This window comes from Dactylosporangium sp. NPDC051485 (assembly GCF_040682015.1).
Classification (GTDB): Bacteria; Actinomycetota; Actinomycetes; order Mycobacteriales; family Micromonosporaceae; genus Dactylosporangium.
The window spans coordinates 1-17,976 of sequence record NZ_JBFAZW010000164.1 but is presented as its reverse complement, the minus strand read 5'-3'; the positions used below and the strand labels follow the sequence as shown (position 1 = coordinate 17,976).

Here is a 17,976-nt window from a genome sequence, read left to right as displayed (position 1 = left end):
CGCCGCCGGTCCGGTGCTCGCGTGCGCGGGCATCGGCTGGCTGATGGGCTTCCCGGCGGCGGCCCGCGGTCAGCAGTGGCTGGGCATGCTGTTCTATGCGCTCGGGCATGCGCTGCGGCTCCATGCGCTCCGGCATCCGCGGCGGCTCCATGCGCTCGGGCGCCATGCGCGGCTCGCCGCCGCGGGAGTCCGGGGTCCGGCCGAAGCCGCCGCTGCCGCGCTCCTCGTGCTCGGCCAGCTGGCGCTCGACCCGGTCGAGGTGCAGGTCCACCTGCCACTCGTCGTATCCGCCGAAGCGGACGCGGAAGACCACGTCGTGGACCTCCTGCGCGCTCACCGGCGCACCCGTCGGGTCTCCGGAGAGGGTTGCTTCCACCCGGTCGAGGAACGAGTCGACCTCGTCGACCTTGTATCCCCGACGCATGGCACGGCGCCGGAACCGCTGACCCTGACTCACTGTGTCTCCTCGTTCGCTCGCCGTGCTAGCAAGCCGCCTTCACGCTCTCCCACCTTGCCACCTCCGGAGGCCGCAAGCTGCCCGCAGGCTCCGTCAATCTCCCGACCCCGGGTGTCACGCACTGTAGTGGGAACACCGGCGGCCCGGAGGCGCCGGACGAACTCCTGCTCAACCGGCTTGGGGCTGGCATCCCATTGGCTGCCTGGCGTCGGGTTGAGCGGGATGAGATTGACATGAGCGAGACGGCCGGACAAGAGCCGGCCGAGCAGATCCGCCCGCCACGGATGGTCGTTCACATCCCGGATCATTGCGTACTCAATGGACACCCGCCGGCCGGTGCGAGCCGCATACTCGAACGCGGCATCAAGCACTTCGGCGACCTTCCAACGTTGGTTGACCGGCACGAGCGTGTCGCGCAGATCATCATCGGGTGCGTGCAGCGACAGCGCAAGCGTCACCGACAGGCCCTCCTGCGTCAACCGCCGCATGGCGGGAACGAGCCCGACGGTCGACACCGTGATGTGCCGCTGCGACAGGCCAAGGCCCTCGGGCGCCGGCTCGGTGAGCCGCCGCACGGCCGTGACCACCCGGTTGTAGTTGGCCAGGGGCTCGCCCATGCCCATGAAGACGATGCGCGAGAGCCGGTCGGGGCAGCCGGGCAGCTCGCCGCGGGCCGCCAGGCCGGCGAACCACACGACCTGGTCGATGATCTCCGCGGTGGACAGGTTGCGGGTCAGGCCGGCCTGGCCGGTCGCGCAGAACGGGCAGGCCATGCCGCAGCCGGCCTGGCTGGACACGCAGACGGTGACCCGGTCGGGGTACCCCATCAACACGCTCTCCACCAGGGCGCCGTCGTGCAGCCGCCAGAGCGTCTTGCGGGTGGTGCCGTTGTCGGTGGCGAGCTCGCGCACGGGCGTCAGCAGCTGGGGCAGCAGCGTCCCGGTGATCGCCTCGCGGGTGCGGGCCGGCAGGTCGGTCATCGCCTCCGGCTCGCGCACGAGGCGGCCGAAGTAGTGCGTGGAGATCTGCTGCGCGCGGAAGGCCGGCTCGCCGAGCTCGGTGACCGCGGCCCGGCGGCCGGCGAGATCGAGGTCGGCGAGGTGGCGCGGGGGCAGCGAGGCGCGGCGGCCGGTCGGGGTGGTGCCGGTCGCCTCGGAGGACAGGTTCAGTACAGGCAGCTGCGTCATGACGTAACCAGTGTCCCATGCCCGGCCGCATGTTCTCCAAGACCGCTCACCAGCACGGCCGGGCGACTCACTTGGACCAGGGCACCAGAAATGCCAGGACCGCATAGGCCGTGGGCAGGGCCAGCAGTACCGAGTCCAGGCGGTCCATCAGCCCGCCGTGCCCGGGCAGCAGGTTGCTCATGTCCTTGACGCCGAGGTCCCGCTTGATCAGCGACTCGCCGAGGTCGCCGAGGACGGAGGCGATCGACACGGCCACGCCGAAGATCGCGCCGTGCCACCACGCCGCGTCGTCGAGCAGCAGCGGCAACGCGATCGCGCTGCCCGCCCCGGTCCACACGACCGAGCCGGCGAAGCCCTCCCAGGACTTGGCCGGGCTGACCGAGGGCGCCATGGGGTGCCTGCCGAGGAAGACCCCCGTGGCGTACCCCCCGGTGTCCGACAGCACCACGGCCAGGATGGTCACGAGGACCCGGACCGCGCCGTCCTCGGCGGGGTAGGCCAGCAGGGCCGCGAAGGAGCCCAGGAACGGCACGTAAACGGCGATGAGCGCGCCGGCGGTGACGTCGCGGTGGTAGTTGGCAACCCCGTCGGCGAAGCGCCACACGAAGACGAGCAGCAGGGTGGCGAGCAGGCCCAGCGGCAGTCGCGCGGCCCCGCCGAACCAGGCCAGGCAGACCATGAGCGGGCTGCCGAGCAGCAGCGGCACCAGCGGTGGGCGGGCCTTGCGGACGCTGACCGCCCGGACCATCTCCCACACGCCGACCATGACGGCGGCGATGACGAGGCCGAGGAACAGCCACTTCCAGACGAACAGGGAGACCACGACCACGCCGCCGAGCCCCGCCCCCACCCCGATGGCGGCCGGCAGGTTGCGGCCGGCCCGGCTCTTGCGCGGGGCCGGTTCCGGCGTGCTCGCTTCCATGATCTCCGCAGACGGCTCGGGCGCGGCATCGTCCTGCCGCGCCCGGGTCGGGTCGGGGGCCCGGTGAGCCCGATCGAGATGGGCCATCAGACCTCGAGTAGCTCGGCTTCCTTGTGCTTGAGCAGCTCGTCGACCTGCGCGACGTACTTGTGCGTCAGGTCCTCGAGCTCCTTCTCGGCCCGCCGTACCTCGTCCTCGCCCGCCTCGCCGTCCTTGACGATGCGGTCGAGTTCCTCCTTGGCCTTGCGGCGCACGTTGCGGATGGCGACGCGGGTGTCCTCGGCCTTGTTGCGGGCCACCTTGATCATCTCGCGGCGCCGCTCCTCGGTCATCTGAGGCAGCACGATGCGGATCTGCGTACCCTCGTTGTTCGGGTTCACCCCGAGGTCCGAGTCGCGGATCGCCTTCTCCATCGCGCCGATCTGCGACGTGTCGTAGGGCTTGATGATCGCCATGCGGGGCTCGGGGATCGCGATCGAGGACATCTGCGGCAGCGGAGTCGGGGTGCCGTAGTAGTCGACCATCACCTTGCCGAACATGGCCGGGGTCGCGCGGCCGGTACGAATGACCGCGAACTCCTCCTTGCCGTGGTCGATCGCACGATCCATCTTCTCTTCGGCCTCGAAGAGCGTCTCTTCGATCACGTGGTCTGTCCTCCTCGATCCGGGACGGGCTCGGCGGTGATGAGCGTGCCGATCCTCTCACCACTCAACGCGCGAGCGACGTTGTCCTCCCCCTCCGCGCCGAAGACCAGCATCGGCAGCCTGTTCTCCTGGCAGAGGCTGAAGGCCGTCTGGTCCACCACCCGCAGCCCCTTGACCAGCGCCTCGGCGAAGGTCACATGGTCGAGCTTGCGGGCGGTCGGATCGGTGCGCGGGTCGGCGGTGTAGACGCCGTCGACGCCGTTCTTGCTCATGAGTACCGTCTGCGCGTGAATCTCCAGGGCGCGCTGGACGGCGACCGTGTCGGTGGAGAAGTACGGCATGCCGGCGCCGGCTCCGAAGATCACCACACGGCCCTTCTCCAGGTGGCGGATCGCCCGCCGGGGGATGTAGGGCTCGGCGACCTGGGCCATGCTGATCGCGCTCTGCACGCGGGTGTCGATGCCGTCCTTCTCCAGGAAGTCCTGCAGCGCCAGGCAGTTCATCACCGTGCCGAGCATGCCCATGTAGTCGGCGCGGGAGCGGTCCATGCCCGCCCGGGACAGCTCGGCGCCGCGGAAGAAGTTGCCGCCACCGACCACGACCGCGACCTGCACGCCGCGGCGCACCACCGCCGCGATCTGGCTGGCCATGGCGCGCACCACGTTGGGGTCGACGCCGACGGCGCCGCCCCCGAACACCTCACCGGAGAGCTTCAGCACGACACGCCGCGCCCCGATCGGGGCCGGGGTCAGGGAGAGCCTGGCCGCATCGACGGCGGTGTTCGTCATGTGCGCACCTTTCGACGTTGGTGTGGAAAAGGGGTCACGGGCTCGCCGTGCTCGGCGGACCGTGACCCCCTCACTCTTGGCTCGTCTCGGCCGGTCAGGCCTGGCCGACCTCGAACCGTACGAAGCGCGTCACCTCGATGCCGGCCTCGGCCAGCACCTGCTTGACGGTTTTCTTGTTGTCGCTGACCGAGGGCTGCTCGATGAGGACGAAGTCCTTGAAGAAGGAGTTCACCCGGCCCTCGACGATCTTCGGCAGGGCCGCGTCGGGCTTGCCTTCCTCGCGGGCGGTTTCCTCGGCGATGCGCCGCTCGGACTCGACGACCTCGGCCGGCACCTCGTCGCGGGTGAGGTACTTCGGCCGCATCGCGGCGATCTGCATCGCCACGCCGCGGGCGTCGGCGACGGCCGCCTCGTCGGTCTTGCCGTTGAACTCGACCGCGACGCCGACCTGCGGCGGCAGGTCCGGGCTCTTGCGGTGCATGTAGACGGCGACCGGCTCGCCCAGCACGGCGATGCGGTTGATGACGAGCTTCTCGCCGATGCGGGCCGACTCGGCCTGGATCAGGTCGGCCACCGTGATGTCGCCGAGCTTCGAGCCCAGCAGCGCGTCCACGTCGGCCGGCTTGACCGCGTCGACCTGCTCCGCCAGCTTCTGGCCGAGCTCGACGAAGGCCTCGTTCTTGGCGACGAAGTCGGTCTCACAGTTGATCTCGACCAGCCCGGAGGCGTGGTGCGCGACCAGGCCGTTGGCGGTGGTGCGCCCGGCCCGCTTGCCCACGTCCTTGGCGCCCTTGATGCGCAGCAGCTCGACGGCCTTGTCGAAGTCGCCCTCGGCTTCCTCGAGCGCCTTCTTGCAGTCCATCATGCCGGAGCCGGTCAGTTCGCGGAGCCGCTTGACGTCCGCGGCGGTGTAGTTGGACATGACTCTCTCTCGCTCTGTGAATTACGCCTGGGCAGTTACGCCTGGGGGTTCTCTTCGGCGGCGGGAGCGGCGGGAGCGGCAGGGGCGGCAGGAGCGGCAGGGGCAGCAGCAGGGGCGGCCTCGGTCGCCTTGGCGCCCTCGAGCAGTTCGCGCTCCCACTCGGCGAGCGGCTCATCGCCGGCCACGACGCCCGGCTCGGGCTTCTGGTCGGCCCGGGTCGCGCGCCCGGAGCGGGCGATCAGCCCGTCGGCGACCGCGTCGGCGACCACGCGCGTCAGCAGCGCCGCGGAGCGGATCGCGTCGTCGTTGCCGGGGATCGGGAAGTCGACCTCGTCCGGGTCGCAGTTGGTGTCGAGCACCGCGATCACCGGGATGCCCAGCTTGCGCGCCTCGTCGACGGCGATGTGCTCCTTCTTGGTGTCGATCACCCAGATCGCCGACGGCAGCTTCTGCATGTCCCGCAGGCCGCCCAGCGTGCGGCTGAGCTTGGTCTGCTCGCGCGAGAGCTGCAGGGTCTCCTTCTTGGTGTACCCCTGGGCGGTGCCCGTCAGGTCGAGGCTCTCGAGCTCCTTCATCCGCTGCAGCCGCTTGTAGACCGTCTGGAAGTTGGTCAGCATGCCGCCGAGCCAGCGGTGGTTGACGTACGGCTGCCCGACGCGCGTCGCCTGCTCGGCGATCGCCTCCTGGGCCTGCTTCTTGGTGCCGACGAACAGCACCGAGCCGCCCTCGGCCACCGTGTTGCGGATGTAGTCGTACGCCTTCTCGATGTAGTCGAGCGTCTGGCGCAGGTCGATGATGTAGATGCCGTTGCGCTCGGTGAAGATGAAGCGCTTCATCTTCGGGTTCCAGCGGCGGGTCTGGTGCCCGAAGTGCACACCACTCTCGAGCAGCTGGCGCATGGTCACGGTCATGTTGGCGGGACCCCTTCGATCCTGGTTGTCACGGCGGTCCGGTCGGACTACCGTCCTGGCGCCCGGTCGTCGGCCGTCTCACCCTTGGCGCACGCCGCAGTCATCTGCCGGCGCGCCTATCGGGACCAGGGCGGCCGCCGCCCCAAACTCACCCGGCACAAGAGAACGGTGCGACCGGGCTAGGGAGGGCGCGCGAGGTCGACCGCACGCTGTGCGGTCGCCGGGGGAAAGTGTACGCGCAGCTGCCCGGCAACCTCGAATCCCCCCGGTGCCGCGTTGTTTGCGGGTGTTTGTCCGTAATCGCCGCGCCTACTGAGGGTGACGGCGGCCGCCTCCCTCAACCGGCGACCGCCGTCTCGTCAGCTCCCTCGACAGCTCCCTCGACCGGCGGCCGCCGTCTCGTCAGGTCACGCGACCGGCGGCCGCCGTCTCGTCAGGAGGCCGCCAGTCCGGCGGAGACGAACAGGAGCAGCGCGACCGGCAGGTAGACCAGCGGCGTGCGCAGCCAAGCCCGAGCACCGGACGCCGCCGCGGCCGCCCCGCCGATGAGCCCGTACAGCCCGAGCGCGAACATCGGCAGCGCCGGGATCATGAAGATGCCGGCCAGGGTCGCCCCCACCAGCACCTCCTTCGTGGTCATCGCGTTGAGGAACAGGCGAAGCACCGGCACCTCGAACAGGATCGTCAGCAGCACGAGCACGACCGCCAGCCCGGGCCGCTTGCTGCGGTACACCGCGCCACTCGGCTCGGGCTGCCCGCCGCCGTACTGCTGCTGGGGCGCCGGAATCGCCGCGGTCAGCGCGGTGGGCGCCACGAACGCGCTGGGCGGCGCACCGGTCGGGCCGCTCGACACCAGCGAGGCAGTACCCGCCCCGAGGCCGGCACCCGACGTGGGCATGCCCTGCACCGCGGCGAGCCCGGGAATCGGCGCGGCGGACGACGAGAGCGCGGAGCTCCCGGCCGATCCACCGAGTCCACCGGCATCGGCTCCGCTCGCGGCGCCCAGTCCGCTCGCGGCGCCCAGTCCGCTCGCGGCGCCCAGTCCGCTCGCGGCGCTCAGTCCGCTCGTGGCGCTCAGTCCGCTCGCGCCTGCGAGGCTGTTCCCGCCACCGAGACTGTTCCCGGCGCCGAGGCTGTTCGCGCCGCCGAGGCCGCCCGGGACCGCGCCGAGTGTGCCGCCCGAGGGGCCGGTCGGCGTCGCGCCGCCGGACACCGGCCGCTGCAGCGCCCCACGGTCGAGCGCCTCGGACCGCCGGGACCGCCCGCCGAGCTCGCCGGACAGGTCACCGCCCGCGTCACCGCCCCGGCCCGCGCCGGCCGGCGCGCCGAACTGCCCGCCCGGGCTGTCGCCGTAGCCGGAGGTCTCCGCCGCGTACCCCCGGCCCCCGCCGCGCGGCTCCGGCACCCGGTACCCGTCGTCGTACTCCCGCTCGTCCGCGTACCGCGTCGGCGTGTACCCGCGGTCCTCAGCAGCGGCATATCCGCGTTCCTCGCCGCCGTAGCCCCGGTCGTCGCCGCCGTACCCACGATCCTCGCCGTAGCCCCGCTCGTCGTCGCGGCCGCGCGGGTCACGGGCCCGATCGTCCCAGTCCCGATCCCGGTCCCGGTCGTCGCGCATCCGCTCGTCCCGGCGGTCGTCGTACCCACGATCGTCGTACCCACGGTCATCCGGGTACCAGCGGGAATCCGCCTCCGGTCCCGGGGTGAAGTTCCGGCGTCCATCCACGGCACGTCACGGTAGGCCCTCAGCAAAATCCTCGCCACCCGGCAAAGGTCCCTGTAATCTGCGTCGCTGCCCGGCTACACCTCCCCCAGCTGCTCATCCCCGTCGGTGGTTCCTGCCCCGCCCGCCCGTTCACTCCAGCGCGAATCCACGCCCAACGCACGCAGCGTGAGTCCTGCCCTACGCACGCGGCGTGGTGCCGACGAGCCGCGCGAGTTCTGACTAACCGTGCGGAGCCACCCGACGCCCCGAACCGACCAGCCGCCTCCGACCCACCAGCTGCCCCCGACCCGCACCGCGCCCCCGACCCACCCAGCTGCCCCCGAGCCGCCCGGCCGCCCGGAGCCGACCAGCTGCGCGAAGGAAGCGGAACCAGCCGCCCGGAGCCGACCAGCCGTGCGCAAGCCGGCCAGCCGCGGGGAGCCGGTCGAGTGCGCGGTGCGGGTCGAGGGCGCAGCGCGGGTCGGGTGCGCGGTGCGGGTCGGGGGCGCGGTGCCGACCGCGGCGCTCGCCCGGCGGCGAACGGCTCCCCCTAACCCGCGCGCTCCGATGCGGGCCGCCCACGGCTGGCGAGCTCGGCCCCACCAGCGAGCCGAACGCCCACGAGGACAGCCTCCCGATCGTCTGGCGACTCCTCCCAGCCCGGCACCCGGCGACCACGCAAGCCAGGACCCGCACGCTCGCCACCGACGGACCTCTCCCGCTGGTGCGCACGGTCCGGCACCCGGCGGCCACGCAGGTCAGGGCCCGTACGCTCGCGATCGACCGGCCGCTCCCGCCAACGCGCACGGCCCGGCATCCACCGAGGACGCGGACTGGCGCGGCCCGCTGCGGTTGGAGCCCGCCCACGCGCGGCCGGCAAGGCGGGGCGCCGCGGACTGCGGGGGCACCGGGCCCGGGCCGCATACTCGGGGGGTGACTGACGCCACGCGTGACCACCTCGTCGCCCGCATGCGCCCGTTCGGCACCACCATCTTCGCGGAGATGTCGGCGCTGGCCGTGCGCACCGGATCCGTCAACCTCGGACAAGGCTTCCCCGACACCGACGGTCCCGCCGCGATGCTGGAGGCCGCCGCCGCGGCAATCCACGGGGGCCGCAACCAGTACCCGCCCGGCCCCGGCATCCCCGAGCTGCGCGCCGCCGTCGCCGCCCACCAGCGGGCGTTCTGGGGCCTCGACTACGACCCCGACGGCGAGATCCTGGTCACCGCCGGCGCCACCGAGGCGGTCGCCGCCAGCATCCTCGCGCTGTGCGAGCCGGGCGACGAGGTCGTCTGCTTCGAGCCCTACTACGACTCGTACGCCGCCTCGATCGCTCTCGCCGGAGCCGTTCGCCGCCCGGTGACGCTGCGGGTCGCCGACGGCAGGTACGCCTTCGACCCCGCCGAGCTGCGCGCCGCCTTCGGCCCGCGGACCCGGCTGGTGCTGCTCAACTCGCCGCACAACCCGACCGGCAAGGTCTTCACCGCCGATGAGCTCGCCCAGATCGCCGCGCTGTGCGTGGAGTTCGACGCGCTCGCCGTGACCGACGAGGTCTACGAGCACCTGGTGTTCAGCGACGCCTCCGCGCCGCACGTGCCGCTGGCCGGGCTGCCCGGCATGCGGGAGCGGACCGTGCAGATCTCCTCCGCCGGCAAGACGTTCTCGTGCACCGGTTGGAAGATCGGCTGGGTGTGCGGCCCCCGCCCCCTGGTGTCGGCCGTCACGCGGGTCAAGCAGTTCCTGACGTACGTCAACGCCGGCCCCCTGCAGCCCGCCGTCGCGGTGGCGTTGGCCTTGCCGCCGTCGTACTACCAGGAGTTCCGCGACGACCTGCAGCGTAAGCGCGACCGCCTGTGCAAGGGCCTGGCGGAGGCTGGGTTCGCCGTGCTGCAGCCCGAGGGCACGTACTTCGTCACTGCCGACATCACGCCCCTGGGCGGCACCGACGGGGTGGAGTTCTGCCTGTCGTTGCCGGAGCGCTGTGGTGTGGTCGCGGTACCGACGCAGGTCTTCTATGACGACGCCGAGGCCGGTCGGCGACTCGTGCGCTTCGCCTTCTGCAAGCGCGACGAAGTGCTCGACGAGGCGGTCGCCCGGCTGCAGCGGCTCTGACGCGTTCACCGGTCCTCCTCCTCGTCGACCGGTCCGCGCGGTTCGCGGCGCAGCCGGTACCCGTCCACGTCCGACACCACGAACCCCAGCTCCTCCAGCAGCGGCAGCGTGCGCCGGGCGTCGCGGCCGCTCACCCCGGCAGTGGCCGCGATCCGCTCCGCCGCCATGGCCTGGCGGGGGCGCACGGCGTCGAGGATCCGCGCCTGCAGCGGGTCCAGGACGTCCTCGGGCCGCCCGGCGCCCTGGATCGGGTCGGCCAGCTCCCCCACCATGCCGACCTCCTCGATGATCTCCTCGACCCGGGTCACCAGCACCGTGCCCGGCTGACGCAGCTCCAGGTGGCAGCCGACCGACATCGCCGAGTTGATCGGGCCCGGCACGACCATCGCGGCGCGCTGGAGCAGGCGCGCGTACCCGAGCGTGTTGCGCGCCCCGCTGCGCGACCCGGCCTCGATCACCACGGTGCCCCTGGTCGCGGCGGCGATGACCCGGTTGCGGGTCAGGAACCGCGTCTTGTGCGGCATCGTCCCCGGCGCCCACTCGCTCAGCAGCAACCCGTCGGCGCCGATCTGCTCCAGCACCGCCGCGTTGGCCGCCGGGTACGCCCGCTCGATCCCGCACGGCAGCACCGCCACCGTCGGCCCGCCCGCGACCAGGGCGCCGCGGTGCGCGGTCACGTCGACGCCGAGCGCGCCGCCGGACACGACCGTCCAGCCCCGCTCGGCCAGCCCGAAGGCGAACTCCGAGGCGACATATCCGCCGTACCCCGTGATCGCCCTCGCCCCGACCACCGACACCGACCGCTCCAGCGCCTCGTCCAGCCGCAGCGGACCCCGCAGCCAGACGCACATCGGCGGGTCCGTGTCCCTTCGCAGGACGTTGCCCTCGCGGCTGGCCCGCACCAGCTCGTCGAGCGCGCGCGGCCACTCGGTGTCGGCCGCGGTGACGATCCGCGCGCCGCTGCGCTCCGCCTGCTCCGCCATCTGCTCGGCCAACCGCGCACCCGGGTCCGCCGCGCCGAGCGCGCCGGCGCCGCGCAGCCTGGCCTGCACCGCCCCGGCCAGCTGCGCCGAGATGCCGTACCCGCCGATCACCCGGGCCAGCGCCTCCTGCGCCCCCACCGAACGGACCAGCACGCCGAGTTCCCGGCTGCCGGGCTCGACGAGCATGCCCAGCGCCATCCGCCCCACCCGCTCCTCGTTCATCGGACCGTCCTCGATCGCATCTCGAGCGCCTCCCGCACGTCCGCCGCCTCGGGTCGCTGGCGCCCGTCGAGGTCGGCGATCGTCCACGCGACGCGGACCGCACGGTCGAATCCGCGGGCGGACAGCCAGCCGCGGTCCATGGCGTCGCTCAGCGGTCGCACGACCGTCCTCGGCAGACGGAACTGGTGATGTCGCAGCAGTGATCCGGGTGCCTCGCCGTTGGATCGAGCCTGCGGCGACCATCGCGCTGCGGCCGCGGAACGGGCCTCGCGCACCCGCCCGGCGACGACGGCCGTCGGCTCGACCTCCTCGGGCCCGAGCAGGGCGACGGAGCGCACCGGATCGAGATCGACCTGCAGGTCGATGCGGTCCATCAGCGGGCCGGACAGCCTGGCCTGGTAGCGGCGGCGCACGATCGGCGCGCACTCGCACAGGTGCTTACCTCCCGGCTTGGCGCACGGGCACGGGTTGGCGGCCATCACCAGCTGGACCCGGGCCGGGTACACGGTCTCGCCGTAGATGCGCCGCAGCCGTACCTCACCCTCCTCCAACGGCTGCCGGAGCGCCTCGAGCGCGCCGTTGGCGAACTCGGCGCACTCGTCCAAGAACAGCACCCCGTTGTGGGCAAGGCTGATAGCGCCCGGCTTGGCCAGCCCGCTGCCGCCGCCGACCAGCGCCGCGACCGACGCGGTGTGGTGGGGCGCCTGCAGCGGCGCCCGGCGGATGAGCGCACTGCCCGGCGGGAGCGTTCCGGCCACCGAGTGCAGCGCCGTGGCCTCGATCGCCTCCTGGTCGTTCAGCGGCGGCAGCACGCCGGGCAGCCGTTCGGCGAGCATCGTCTTGCCCGCGCCAGGCGGCCCGAACATCGCCACGTGGTGCCGGCCGGCGGCGGCGAGCTCGATGACCCGGCGCCCCCGTTCCTGGCCCAGGACGTCGGCGAGGTCCAGCGGGGTGGGCTCGGGCGGCGAAGCCTTCGCCATCGGGTCGAGCAGGTTCTCCGTCCCGTGGAGGTAGCCGATGATCCGGCCCAGGCAGTCGGCGGCGCGGACCTCGATGTCGGGGACCAGGCGCGCTTCTGTGATGTTGGCCTGCGGTACCACGGCGAAACCGACTCCCGCCCGGCTGGCGGCCAGGACGGCCGGAAGGATCCCGCGCACCGGGCGGATCGTGCCGTCCAGCCCCAGCTCGCCGAGGACGACGGCGTCGGCGAGCCGGCCGATCGGCAGGTCCGCGCCGGCCGCCAGCACGGCGATCGCCACGGCGGTATCGAACCCGGAACCGTGCTTGCGCACATGGGCGGGGAGCAGGTTGACGGTGATGCGCTGCTGCGGCCAGTACGCGCCGGAGTTGTGCACGGCGGCGCGCACGCGGTCGCGGGCCTCGCTGAGCGCGGCGTCGGGCAGTCCGGACACGACCAGGCTGGGCAGGCCCGGCGCCACGTCGGCCTCGACGACGATCACCTCGCCGGCCACGCCGTGCAAGGCGACGGAGCGGACCATGGCGTACCCCATCAGAACGCCCCGCGCAGATGCCGGACGGCCACGGACCTGCCCACGAGCACGCTGATGACGTCGAAGCGCACCCGTTCGCAGCGCTCGCCGCTGTCGGCCAGCCACATCCGGGCGAGGGTTCGCAGGCGGCGGACCTTCGCCGGGACGAGCGCCTCGACGGGCTGTCCGTAGCGGGTGCTGCGGCGGGTCTTGACCTCCACGAACACCAGGTCGCCGCCGTCCCGGGCGACCACGTCGAGTTCTCCGGCCGTGCTGCGCCAATTGCGGTCGAGCAGCACGAGCCCTTGCGACACGAGATACCGGCAGGCGATGCGTTCGCCGAAGGCGCCGACGATCTGGTTGCGGTTCGTCATGCGGGCGACTCTGACCGGCCGGAGCGATCAATGCGGCGCGACGGAGATCAACCTGTGGATAACCGAGGGCTTGTGGATAAATTCGGACAGGTTATTTGACTTTGGTATGTAGCGGGGTCGCGGCGCAGGCCAGCCCAGGTGTGGCCATTACCGGGTCTCGGCTCAAAAATTTCTGCGCCAGTGCTGATGGACGAGCTCTTGGCCGTACGCCGGCTTGCGTTCCTCGCTGTCGAGCACGAACCCGGCGCGCTGGTACAGGCGCCGCGCCTCGACGAGGATGTCGTGCGTGAACAGGACCATGTCGACATAACCGGCCCTCTGGGCGAACCGGACGCACTCGTCGACCAGCCGGCCACCCACGCCCATTCCCCGAGCCTTGGGCTCGACCAGCAGAAGTCGGAGTTTCGCGGTGGTACCGCGGGAAGGCCCGACCGCCGGCCCCGGCCCCTTGGCGGCCTCGCCCGGGTCCGCGCGGACGCAGAAGATCGATCCGACGGGCTCGCCGTCCACCTCGGCGATCCAGCCACGGTCCCAGCGCGGATCGTGCGACTCCGTATACTCCGCGACGATGCCCGCGACCATCCCCTCGAACTCGTCGTTCCAGCCGTACTCGGCCGCGTACAGCGCGCCGTGGCGCTGCACGACCCAGCCCAGGTCGCCGGGCCCGGGCGGGCGCAGCACAACCGTGCGCGGGGACGTTGCGCCACCGTGCGCGACGGCGCCCGCCCCGGCTCCGGCCCCCGCGCGGGCGCTGGACGCAGCCGGGCCGGCGGCGCCGAGGATCGACTCGATCGCGCCCATGGCGCCGACGAGCCGCCGCTGGTCCGCCTCCGTGGCCGCGCCCAGCAGCGTGCCCGCCTGCGCGTCCGAGCGCCGGTCCAGCTCGGCCTGGGCGGCCCGACCGGCCTCGGTGAGCCGGATGCGCTGCTTGCGGGCGTCCGCGTCCGAGCGCTCGCGCACGACCAGCCCGTCGGCCTCGAACCGGCCAAGGATGCGGCTCAGGTAGCCCGCGTCCATGTCCAGCCCCTGCCGCAGGCCGGCCACCTCGAGCGCGGGCGCGGGCGCGTTGGCCAGCTCGTACAGCACCCGTGCCTCGGCGAGCGAATAGGGCGAGTCGAGCAGCCCGGCCCGCAGCACGCCGATCAGATTCGTGTAGAAGCGGTTGAACCGGCGAAACGCGGCGACCGTCTCGATAGTCATAGTTGACATCGTCATGCGATCGCTTGACGCTGTCAACGATTCTCCGGAAAGCCGTGCGACGTGGCGTCGTAACTGTTGGGAAACGCCACGTCGGCAGGCTTGCTCCCATGTCGCTACGTCACGTAATTGTCGAACTGCCCGACCGTCCCGGTTCCCTGGGCCAGGTGACCACGTTGCTCGGCCGCCTGGGCGTGGACATCCGCCAGATGCGCGTGCTGGGCCGCGACGGCACCGTGGCAACGGACGAGTTCGTGGTCAGCGTGCCGGGTGTGGTGATCGACCGGACACTGCCGGAACTGCTGGAGGAGATTCAGGGCGTGCGCGTGGTGACGATAGAGCCCATCAATAGCGATAGCGGGATAGCGGGCGCTATCGTGACCGTATGACCGCTCCTGTCGACAAGCTCGTGGCGTTGCTCGAGACACTCCCGGCGGACACCCGCCAGGAGATCACCGTCTGGCTGCTCAACCGCACCGTCCCGGTCGGCCGTAGCGCGCTGCTGGCCAGTCCCGACCTGCGCGGGCGCAACCTCATGGACGCCCCGGACCTGAGCCCGGCGGCCAGCCACGGCGCGCTCGGCGGCTCGCTACCGGCGGGCGAGGAGAGCCAGCTGGTGACGTTCCGCCTGCCGGCGGAGCGGCACGGCGAGCTGCGCGCCTGGTGCACCGAGAACGGCTTCACCATGGCCGCGGTGGTACGCGGGCTGATCGAGCGGTTCCTCGAAGAGCAGCAGCGCCGTTGACGCGCCCGACGCGACGCAACGTATCCGCGCCCGACAACCGGTCCGGTCCCGGTAACGCCGGGCCCGCCGTCCAGTCGAGCGGGCCCGGCGGCGCTACCTCCGCGGCCATCACCCCCTCCGCGCGGCCTGACAAGTCGGAAGCGGCCCCACGGCCCGACAAGTCGGACGCGGCCGGGCGGCCTGAGGAGCTCGCAGCATCCCCACAGCCCGACGAGCCGGTCGTGTCCGCGCGGCCGCGCGATGCGGATGAACACGACGGAGTGCCCAGACGAGACGACGCTGCAGACCAGCCAGGCGAGACTCGGCGCACCACCCCCACGCCGGCGGACGAGCTCATCGTGCCCGCGCGGTTGCCGGACATCGACGCGGCCAGGCGTCGCAACGAGTCATCGCGGGGCGCGCCGGATACCGACGGACTCACGCATGCCGAGCGCCGGCTCCCCCGGCTCGGGGTCGACGCGTCCGCGCGGGCCGGCCGCGCGAGCGCCGGTGTCGAGGAGCCACCGCGCGGCGACGACTCGGCCGAGGGCGGCAGCGGCGGTCTTTCGGGCGCGCGCAAGGCCAGGCGGCCCGCCGCGCGTGGTGACGCAACGCGGCGGACGGGCGGCGGGGCCGCGCGGGTGGCCGGGCGCGGACGCGCGGACGCGGCCGTCGTCGGCACGGCCGAGATGCACGAGCGACTGCCCACGGCCATGCGAGACGCCGTGGACGACTTCGCGCGGTACCTCGCGGCGGAGCGCAACCGGTCCGTGCACACGGTGCGGGCGTACGTGGGCGACATCGTCTCCCTGCTGGACCACGCGGCGAGCGGGGGCGCGGACGCGCCCGCGGACCTGACGCTCACGGTGTTGCGGGGCTGGCTCGCGCGGAGGCGGGCGGCCGGCGATGCCCGGACGAGCCTGGCCCGGCACGCGGCGTCCGCGCGGACGTTCACCGCCTGGGCGAAGCGGGAGGGGCTGCTCGAGGCCGACCCGGGGCAGCGGCTGGCCAGCCCAAAGGCACACCGCGACCTGCCCACCGTCCTGCGCACGGACCAGGCCGAGACCCTGGTGACGTCGCCGGCCGGACGCCTGGACGGGGTCGGGCTGCGCGACCGGGCGGTGCTGGAGCTGCTGTACGGCACCGGGATCCGCGTCAGCGAGCTCTGCGGGCTGGACCTCGGCGACGTGGACCGAATGCGGCGCGTCGTGCGGGTGGTGGGCAAGGGCGACAAGGAGCGCTCGGTTCCGTACGGCCTGCCCGCCGACCAGGCGCTGACCGAGTGGCTCCGGCACGGGCGACCGGCGCTGGAGGGGCCGCAGAGCGGGCCGGCGCTGCTGCTCGGGGCGCGCGGGGGCCGGCTGCAGCCGGGGGCCGCCCGGCGGATCGTGGACGGGTACGCGCGCGCGGCCGGGCTGCCGCACACGTCCCCGCACGATCTGCGGCACTCGGCCGCCACGCACCTGCTCGAAGGGGGTGCCGACCTCCGCTCGGTGCAGGAGCTGCTCGGTCACGCCTCGCTGTCGAGCACGCAGATCTACACCCACGTGTCGATCGATCGGCTGCGTGCCGCGTACGAGCAGGCGCATCCGCGCGCGTAGCCCCGTACCCGAAGAAGTGGCCCGGCACACGGGCACGGAGTCACGCGAGCGGAGAGCGGAAGGCGGACGAACGAGGCTCGTGCGGGGCGCCGGCGCAAGCTGGCGCCAGGCACGGGAGCGAGGGCGGCAAGAGAGCGCCCAGACTCGGGCACATGGGCGCGAGGGCGGGGCAGGGACACAAGGGCGGGGAACGGGCCCAGGCCGGAGGGCCAGACGCAGCGCACACCCGAGGCCGGGACACGGCAAAGGCGCGCGGACGCGGCACGAACGCGCGGACGCGGCACGAACGCGCGGACGCGGCACGAACGCGCGGACGCGGCACGAACGCGCGGACGCGGCACGAACGCGCGGACGCGGACGGAAGCTGAGAGTGTCTAGGGGCGGGTGAGAGGGCGGCAAGCAGGCGCGGGAGCGCCCAACGAGCCCTAAGATCGTGGATATGACCCAGGGCCGCACACGCCGCGCCGTGACGGGACGGTAGCGCCCGACATGTCCGCTCCCGAGCCGCTGCCCGGCGCCCGGCTGCTGTTCTCCGCCGACGCGGCCGTCGCGCATCTCAATCACGGCGCGTTCGGTATGGTGCCGATCGCCGTGCAGCGGGCGCAGCAGCGGCTCCGGGAGGAGATGGAGGGGAATCCGCACCGGTTCTTCTCGGTCGGGATCGAGGAGAGGATCGCGCACGTACGGCGGCATCTCGCGGCGTTCGTGGGGGCCGATCCGGACGGTACCGCGCTGGTCGAGAACGCCTCCACCGGCACGTCGATCGTGCTCGGCAGCGTGCCGTTCGAGGCCGAGGACGAGATCTTGACGACCGATCACGGGTACGGCGCCGTGGACCTCGCGGTGGCGGCCACCTGCCGGCGTACCGGGGCCGTCCATCGCGTGGTGCGGGTACCGATGGCGCCCGATGACGCGGAAGTCATCGCGGCCGTGCGGGAGGCGATCACGCCGCGCACCCGGCTGGTCATCGTCGATCACGTCACGGCCGCGACCGCGCGGGTGCTGCCGGTGCGGCGGATCGTCCAGGCGGTGCGCGAGAAGTGCGGCGACCGCGCGGCGATTCACCTCGACGCGGCGCACGCGCCGGGCATCCTGGACGAGCCCGTGGCGCAGCTGGGGGCGGACTTCTGGGTCGGCAACCTCCACAAGTGGGCGTTCGCGCCGCGCGGGACGGCGCTGCTGAGCGTCGCGCCGGCGTGGCGGGAGCGGATCCGGCCGCTGGTGCTGTCGTGGTCGGAGGGCGCGGGGTTCCCGGGCAACCTGGAGTGGGTGGGGGCGCACGACTACACGCCGTGGCTGGCCGCGCCCACCGGGCTGTTCGTGCTGCGGTCTCTGGGCGTGGAGACGGTGCGGCGGCACAACGCGGCGCTGGCGGAGTACGGGCAGCGGGTCGTGGCCGGCGCGCTCGGGGCCGAGGTGCCGGCCACGACCGGGCTGCCGATGGCGGTGGTGCCGCTGGCCCCGGCCGTGTCCGGCGAGCCCCGCGCGGTCGCGGCGCTGCGCCGCCGGATCGCGGACGAGCTGGGCGCCGAGGTCGGGCTCACCGGGTGGCGCGGCCGCGCGCTGCTGCGGCTGTCGGCGCAGGTGTACAACCGCCCCGAGGACTATCAGCGCCTCGCCGAAGGCCTGCCCAAGCTGCTCACGCGCTAGGTGACTGGTGCTAAACGCGGGCTGATTGGTGACGCCGGTCAGCCCGCGTTTGTTGTTGGGGCGAGGTCGGGTTCGGGAGGTGCGCGC

General features: G+C 72.9%; 17 protein-coding genes. 5 read left to right on the top strand and 12 right to left on the bottom strand.

Annotated elements, in window-relative coordinates; genetic code table 11:
• From AB0M46_RS47860 to AB0M46_RS47825, 8 genes are all read right to left on the bottom strand, one after another.
• Positions 1-424: DivIVA domain-containing protein (locus tag AB0M46_RS47860; RefSeq protein WP_363347731.1), on the bottom strand; the 424-nt coding region annotated here is incomplete at its 3' end.
• Positions 425-453: 29 nt separating this feature from the next.
• Positions 454-1,644, bottom strand: a complete 1,191-nt coding sequence (rlmN, locus tag AB0M46_RS47855; RefSeq protein WP_363347729.1) for a 23S rRNA (adenine(2503)-C(2))-methyltransferase RlmN — start codon at positions 1,642-1,644, stop codon at positions 454-456.
• A gap of 67 nt (positions 1,645-1,711) precedes the next feature.
• Positions 1,712-2,653, bottom strand: coding sequence for a phosphatidate cytidylyltransferase (locus AB0M46_RS47850; RefSeq protein WP_363347727.1), 942 nt, complete (start codon positions 2,651-2,653; stop codon positions 1,712-1,714).
• Positions 2,653-3,210: a ribosome recycling factor gene (frr, locus tag AB0M46_RS47845; protein ID WP_344618614.1), complete on the bottom strand. Its 558-nt coding sequence runs from the start codon at positions 3,208-3,210 to the stop codon at positions 2,653-2,655. Before frr ends, AB0M46_RS47850 begins: the two co-directional genes overlap by 1 nt.
• Complete coding sequence (gene pyrH, locus AB0M46_RS47840) at positions 3,207-3,998, bottom strand: UMP kinase (protein ID WP_344618613.1); 792 nt, start codon at positions 3,996-3,998, stop codon at positions 3,207-3,209. Before pyrH ends, frr begins: the two co-directional genes overlap by 4 nt.
• 94 nt (positions 3,999-4,092) lie before the next feature.
• A complete protein-coding gene (gene tsf / locus AB0M46_RS47835) occupies positions 4,093-4,920 on the bottom strand; it encodes a translation elongation factor Ts (protein ID WP_363347724.1) in 828 nt (275 codons plus the stop codon).
• A 35-nt stretch (positions 4,921-4,955) separates the two neighbouring features.
• Entirely contained in the window at positions 4,956-5,831 is an 876-nt protein-coding gene (rpsB, locus tag AB0M46_RS47830) for a 30S ribosomal protein S2 (protein WP_363347722.1), read from the bottom strand.
• A gap of 433 nt (positions 5,832-6,264) precedes the next feature.
• Positions 6,265-7,557 (bottom strand): hypothetical protein, encoded by a 1,293-nt coding sequence (locus tag AB0M46_RS47825; protein WP_363347720.1) that lies wholly within the window; start codon positions 7,555-7,557, stop codon positions 6,265-6,267.
• 912 nt (positions 7,558-8,469) lie between these two features.
• On the opposite strand from AB0M46_RS47825, the gene AB0M46_RS47820 reads away from it, so the two are divergent.
• A complete protein-coding gene (locus AB0M46_RS47820) occupies positions 8,470-9,648 on the top strand; it encodes a pyridoxal phosphate-dependent aminotransferase (protein WP_363347718.1) in 1,179 nt (392 codons plus the stop codon).
• 5 nt (positions 9,649-9,653) lie between these two features.
• On the opposite strand, the gene dprA is transcribed toward AB0M46_RS47820, so the two are convergent.
• The 4 genes from dprA to AB0M46_RS47800 form a co-directional block, all read right to left on the bottom strand.
• Positions 9,654-10,853: a DNA-processing protein DprA gene (gene dprA, locus AB0M46_RS47815; protein ID WP_363347716.1), complete on the bottom strand. Its 1,200-nt coding sequence runs from the start codon at positions 10,851-10,853 to the stop codon at positions 9,654-9,656.
• Positions 10,850-12,364 carry a YifB family Mg chelatase-like AAA ATPase gene (locus tag AB0M46_RS47810; protein ID WP_363347714.1) on the bottom strand — a complete coding sequence of 505 codons (1,515 nt, stop codon included), beginning with the start codon at positions 12,362-12,364 and terminating at the stop codon, positions 10,850-10,852. Before AB0M46_RS47810 ends, dprA begins: the two co-directional genes overlap by 4 nt.
• The gene (locus AB0M46_RS47805; protein WP_363347712.1) at positions 12,364-12,717 is read right to left on the bottom strand and encodes a YraN family protein; all 354 of its coding nucleotides are present in this window, start codon (positions 12,715-12,717) and stop codon (positions 12,364-12,366) included. Before AB0M46_RS47805 ends, AB0M46_RS47810 begins: the two co-directional genes overlap by 1 nt.
• A gap of 162 nt (positions 12,718-12,879) precedes the next feature.
• Positions 12,880-13,917 (bottom strand): helix-turn-helix domain-containing GNAT family N-acetyltransferase, encoded by a 1,038-nt coding sequence (locus AB0M46_RS47800; protein ID WP_363347709.1) that lies wholly within the window; start codon positions 13,915-13,917, stop codon positions 12,880-12,882.
• Positions 13,918-14,024: 107 nt separating this feature from the next.
• Here AB0M46_RS47800 and AB0M46_RS47795 point away from each other — a divergent pair, with 107 nt between their 5' ends.
• The 4 genes from AB0M46_RS47795 (at position 14,025) to AB0M46_RS47780 (ending at position 17,889) form a co-directional block, all read left to right on the top strand.
• On the top strand, positions 14,025-14,303 hold the full coding sequence (locus AB0M46_RS47795) for an ACT domain-containing protein (protein WP_363347707.1): 279 nt from the start codon (positions 14,025-14,027) through the stop codon (positions 14,301-14,303).
• On the top strand, positions 14,300-14,659 hold the full coding sequence (locus tag AB0M46_RS47790; protein WP_363347705.1) for a hypothetical protein: 360 nt from the start codon (positions 14,300-14,302) through the stop codon (positions 14,657-14,659). The genes AB0M46_RS47795 and AB0M46_RS47790 overlap by 4 nt, the downstream gene beginning before the upstream one ends.
• Before the next feature lie 668 nt (positions 14,660-15,327).
• The gene (locus tag AB0M46_RS47785; RefSeq protein WP_363347733.1) at positions 15,328-16,239 is read left to right on the top strand and encodes a tyrosine recombinase XerC; all 912 of its coding nucleotides are present in this window, start codon (positions 15,328-15,330) and stop codon (positions 16,237-16,239) included.
• A 489-nt stretch (positions 16,240-16,728) separates the two neighbouring features.
• Positions 16,729-17,889: an aminotransferase class V-fold PLP-dependent enzyme gene (locus tag AB0M46_RS47780; protein ID WP_363347703.1), complete on the top strand. Its 1,161-nt coding sequence runs from the start codon at positions 16,729-16,731 to the stop codon at positions 17,887-17,889.
• Positions 17,890-17,976 lie beyond the last annotated feature (87 nt).

What these genes read in the sequence shown, in the direction of transcription:
- rlmN (WP_363347729.1), bottom strand. Translation starts at nt 1,644, where the DNA reads ATGACGCAGCTGCCTGTACTGAACCTGTCCTCCGAGGCGACCGGCACC.
- AB0M46_RS47850 (WP_363347727.1), bottom strand. Translation starts at nt 2,653, where the DNA reads ATGGCCCATCTCGATCGGGCTCACCGGGCCCCCGACCCGACCCGGGCG.
- pyrH (WP_344618613.1), bottom strand. Translation starts at nt 3,998, where the DNA reads ATGACGAACACCGCCGTCGATGCGGCCAGGCTCTCCCTGACCCCGGCC.
- tsf (WP_363347724.1), bottom strand. Translation starts at nt 4,920, where the DNA reads ATGTCCAACTACACCGCCGCGGACGTCAAGCGGCTCCGCGAACTGACC.
- rpsB (WP_363347722.1), bottom strand. Translation starts at nt 5,831, where the DNA reads ATGACCGTGACCATGCGCCAGCTGCTCGAGAGTGGTGTGCACTTCGGG.
- dprA (WP_363347716.1), bottom strand. Translation starts at nt 10,853, where the DNA reads ATGAACGAGGAGCGGGTGGGGCGGATGGCGCTGGGCATGCTCGTCGAG.
- AB0M46_RS47810 (WP_363347714.1), bottom strand. Translation starts at nt 12,364, where the DNA reads ATGGGGTACGCCATGGTCCGCTCCGTCGCCTTGCACGGCGTGGCCGGC.
- AB0M46_RS47805 (WP_363347712.1), bottom strand. Translation starts at nt 12,717, where the DNA reads ATGACGAACCGCAACCAGATCGTCGGCGCCTTCGGCGAACGCATCGCC.
- AB0M46_RS47800 (WP_363347709.1), bottom strand. Translation starts at nt 13,917, where the DNA reads ATGACTATCGAGACGGTCGCCGCGTTTCGCCGGTTCAACCGCTTCTAC.
- AB0M46_RS47795 (WP_363347707.1), top strand. Translation starts at nt 14,025, where the DNA reads ATGTCGCTACGTCACGTAATTGTCGAACTGCCCGACCGTCCCGGTTCC.
- AB0M46_RS47790 (WP_363347705.1), top strand. Translation starts at nt 14,300, where the DNA reads ATGACCGCTCCTGTCGACAAGCTCGTGGCGTTGCTCGAGACACTCCCG.
- AB0M46_RS47785 (WP_363347733.1), top strand. Translation starts at nt 15,328, where the DNA reads ATGCACGAGCGACTGCCCACGGCCATGCGAGACGCCGTGGACGACTTC.
- AB0M46_RS47780 (WP_363347703.1), top strand. Translation starts at nt 16,729, where the DNA reads ATGTCCGCTCCCGAGCCGCTGCCCGGCGCCCGGCTGCTGTTCTCCGCC.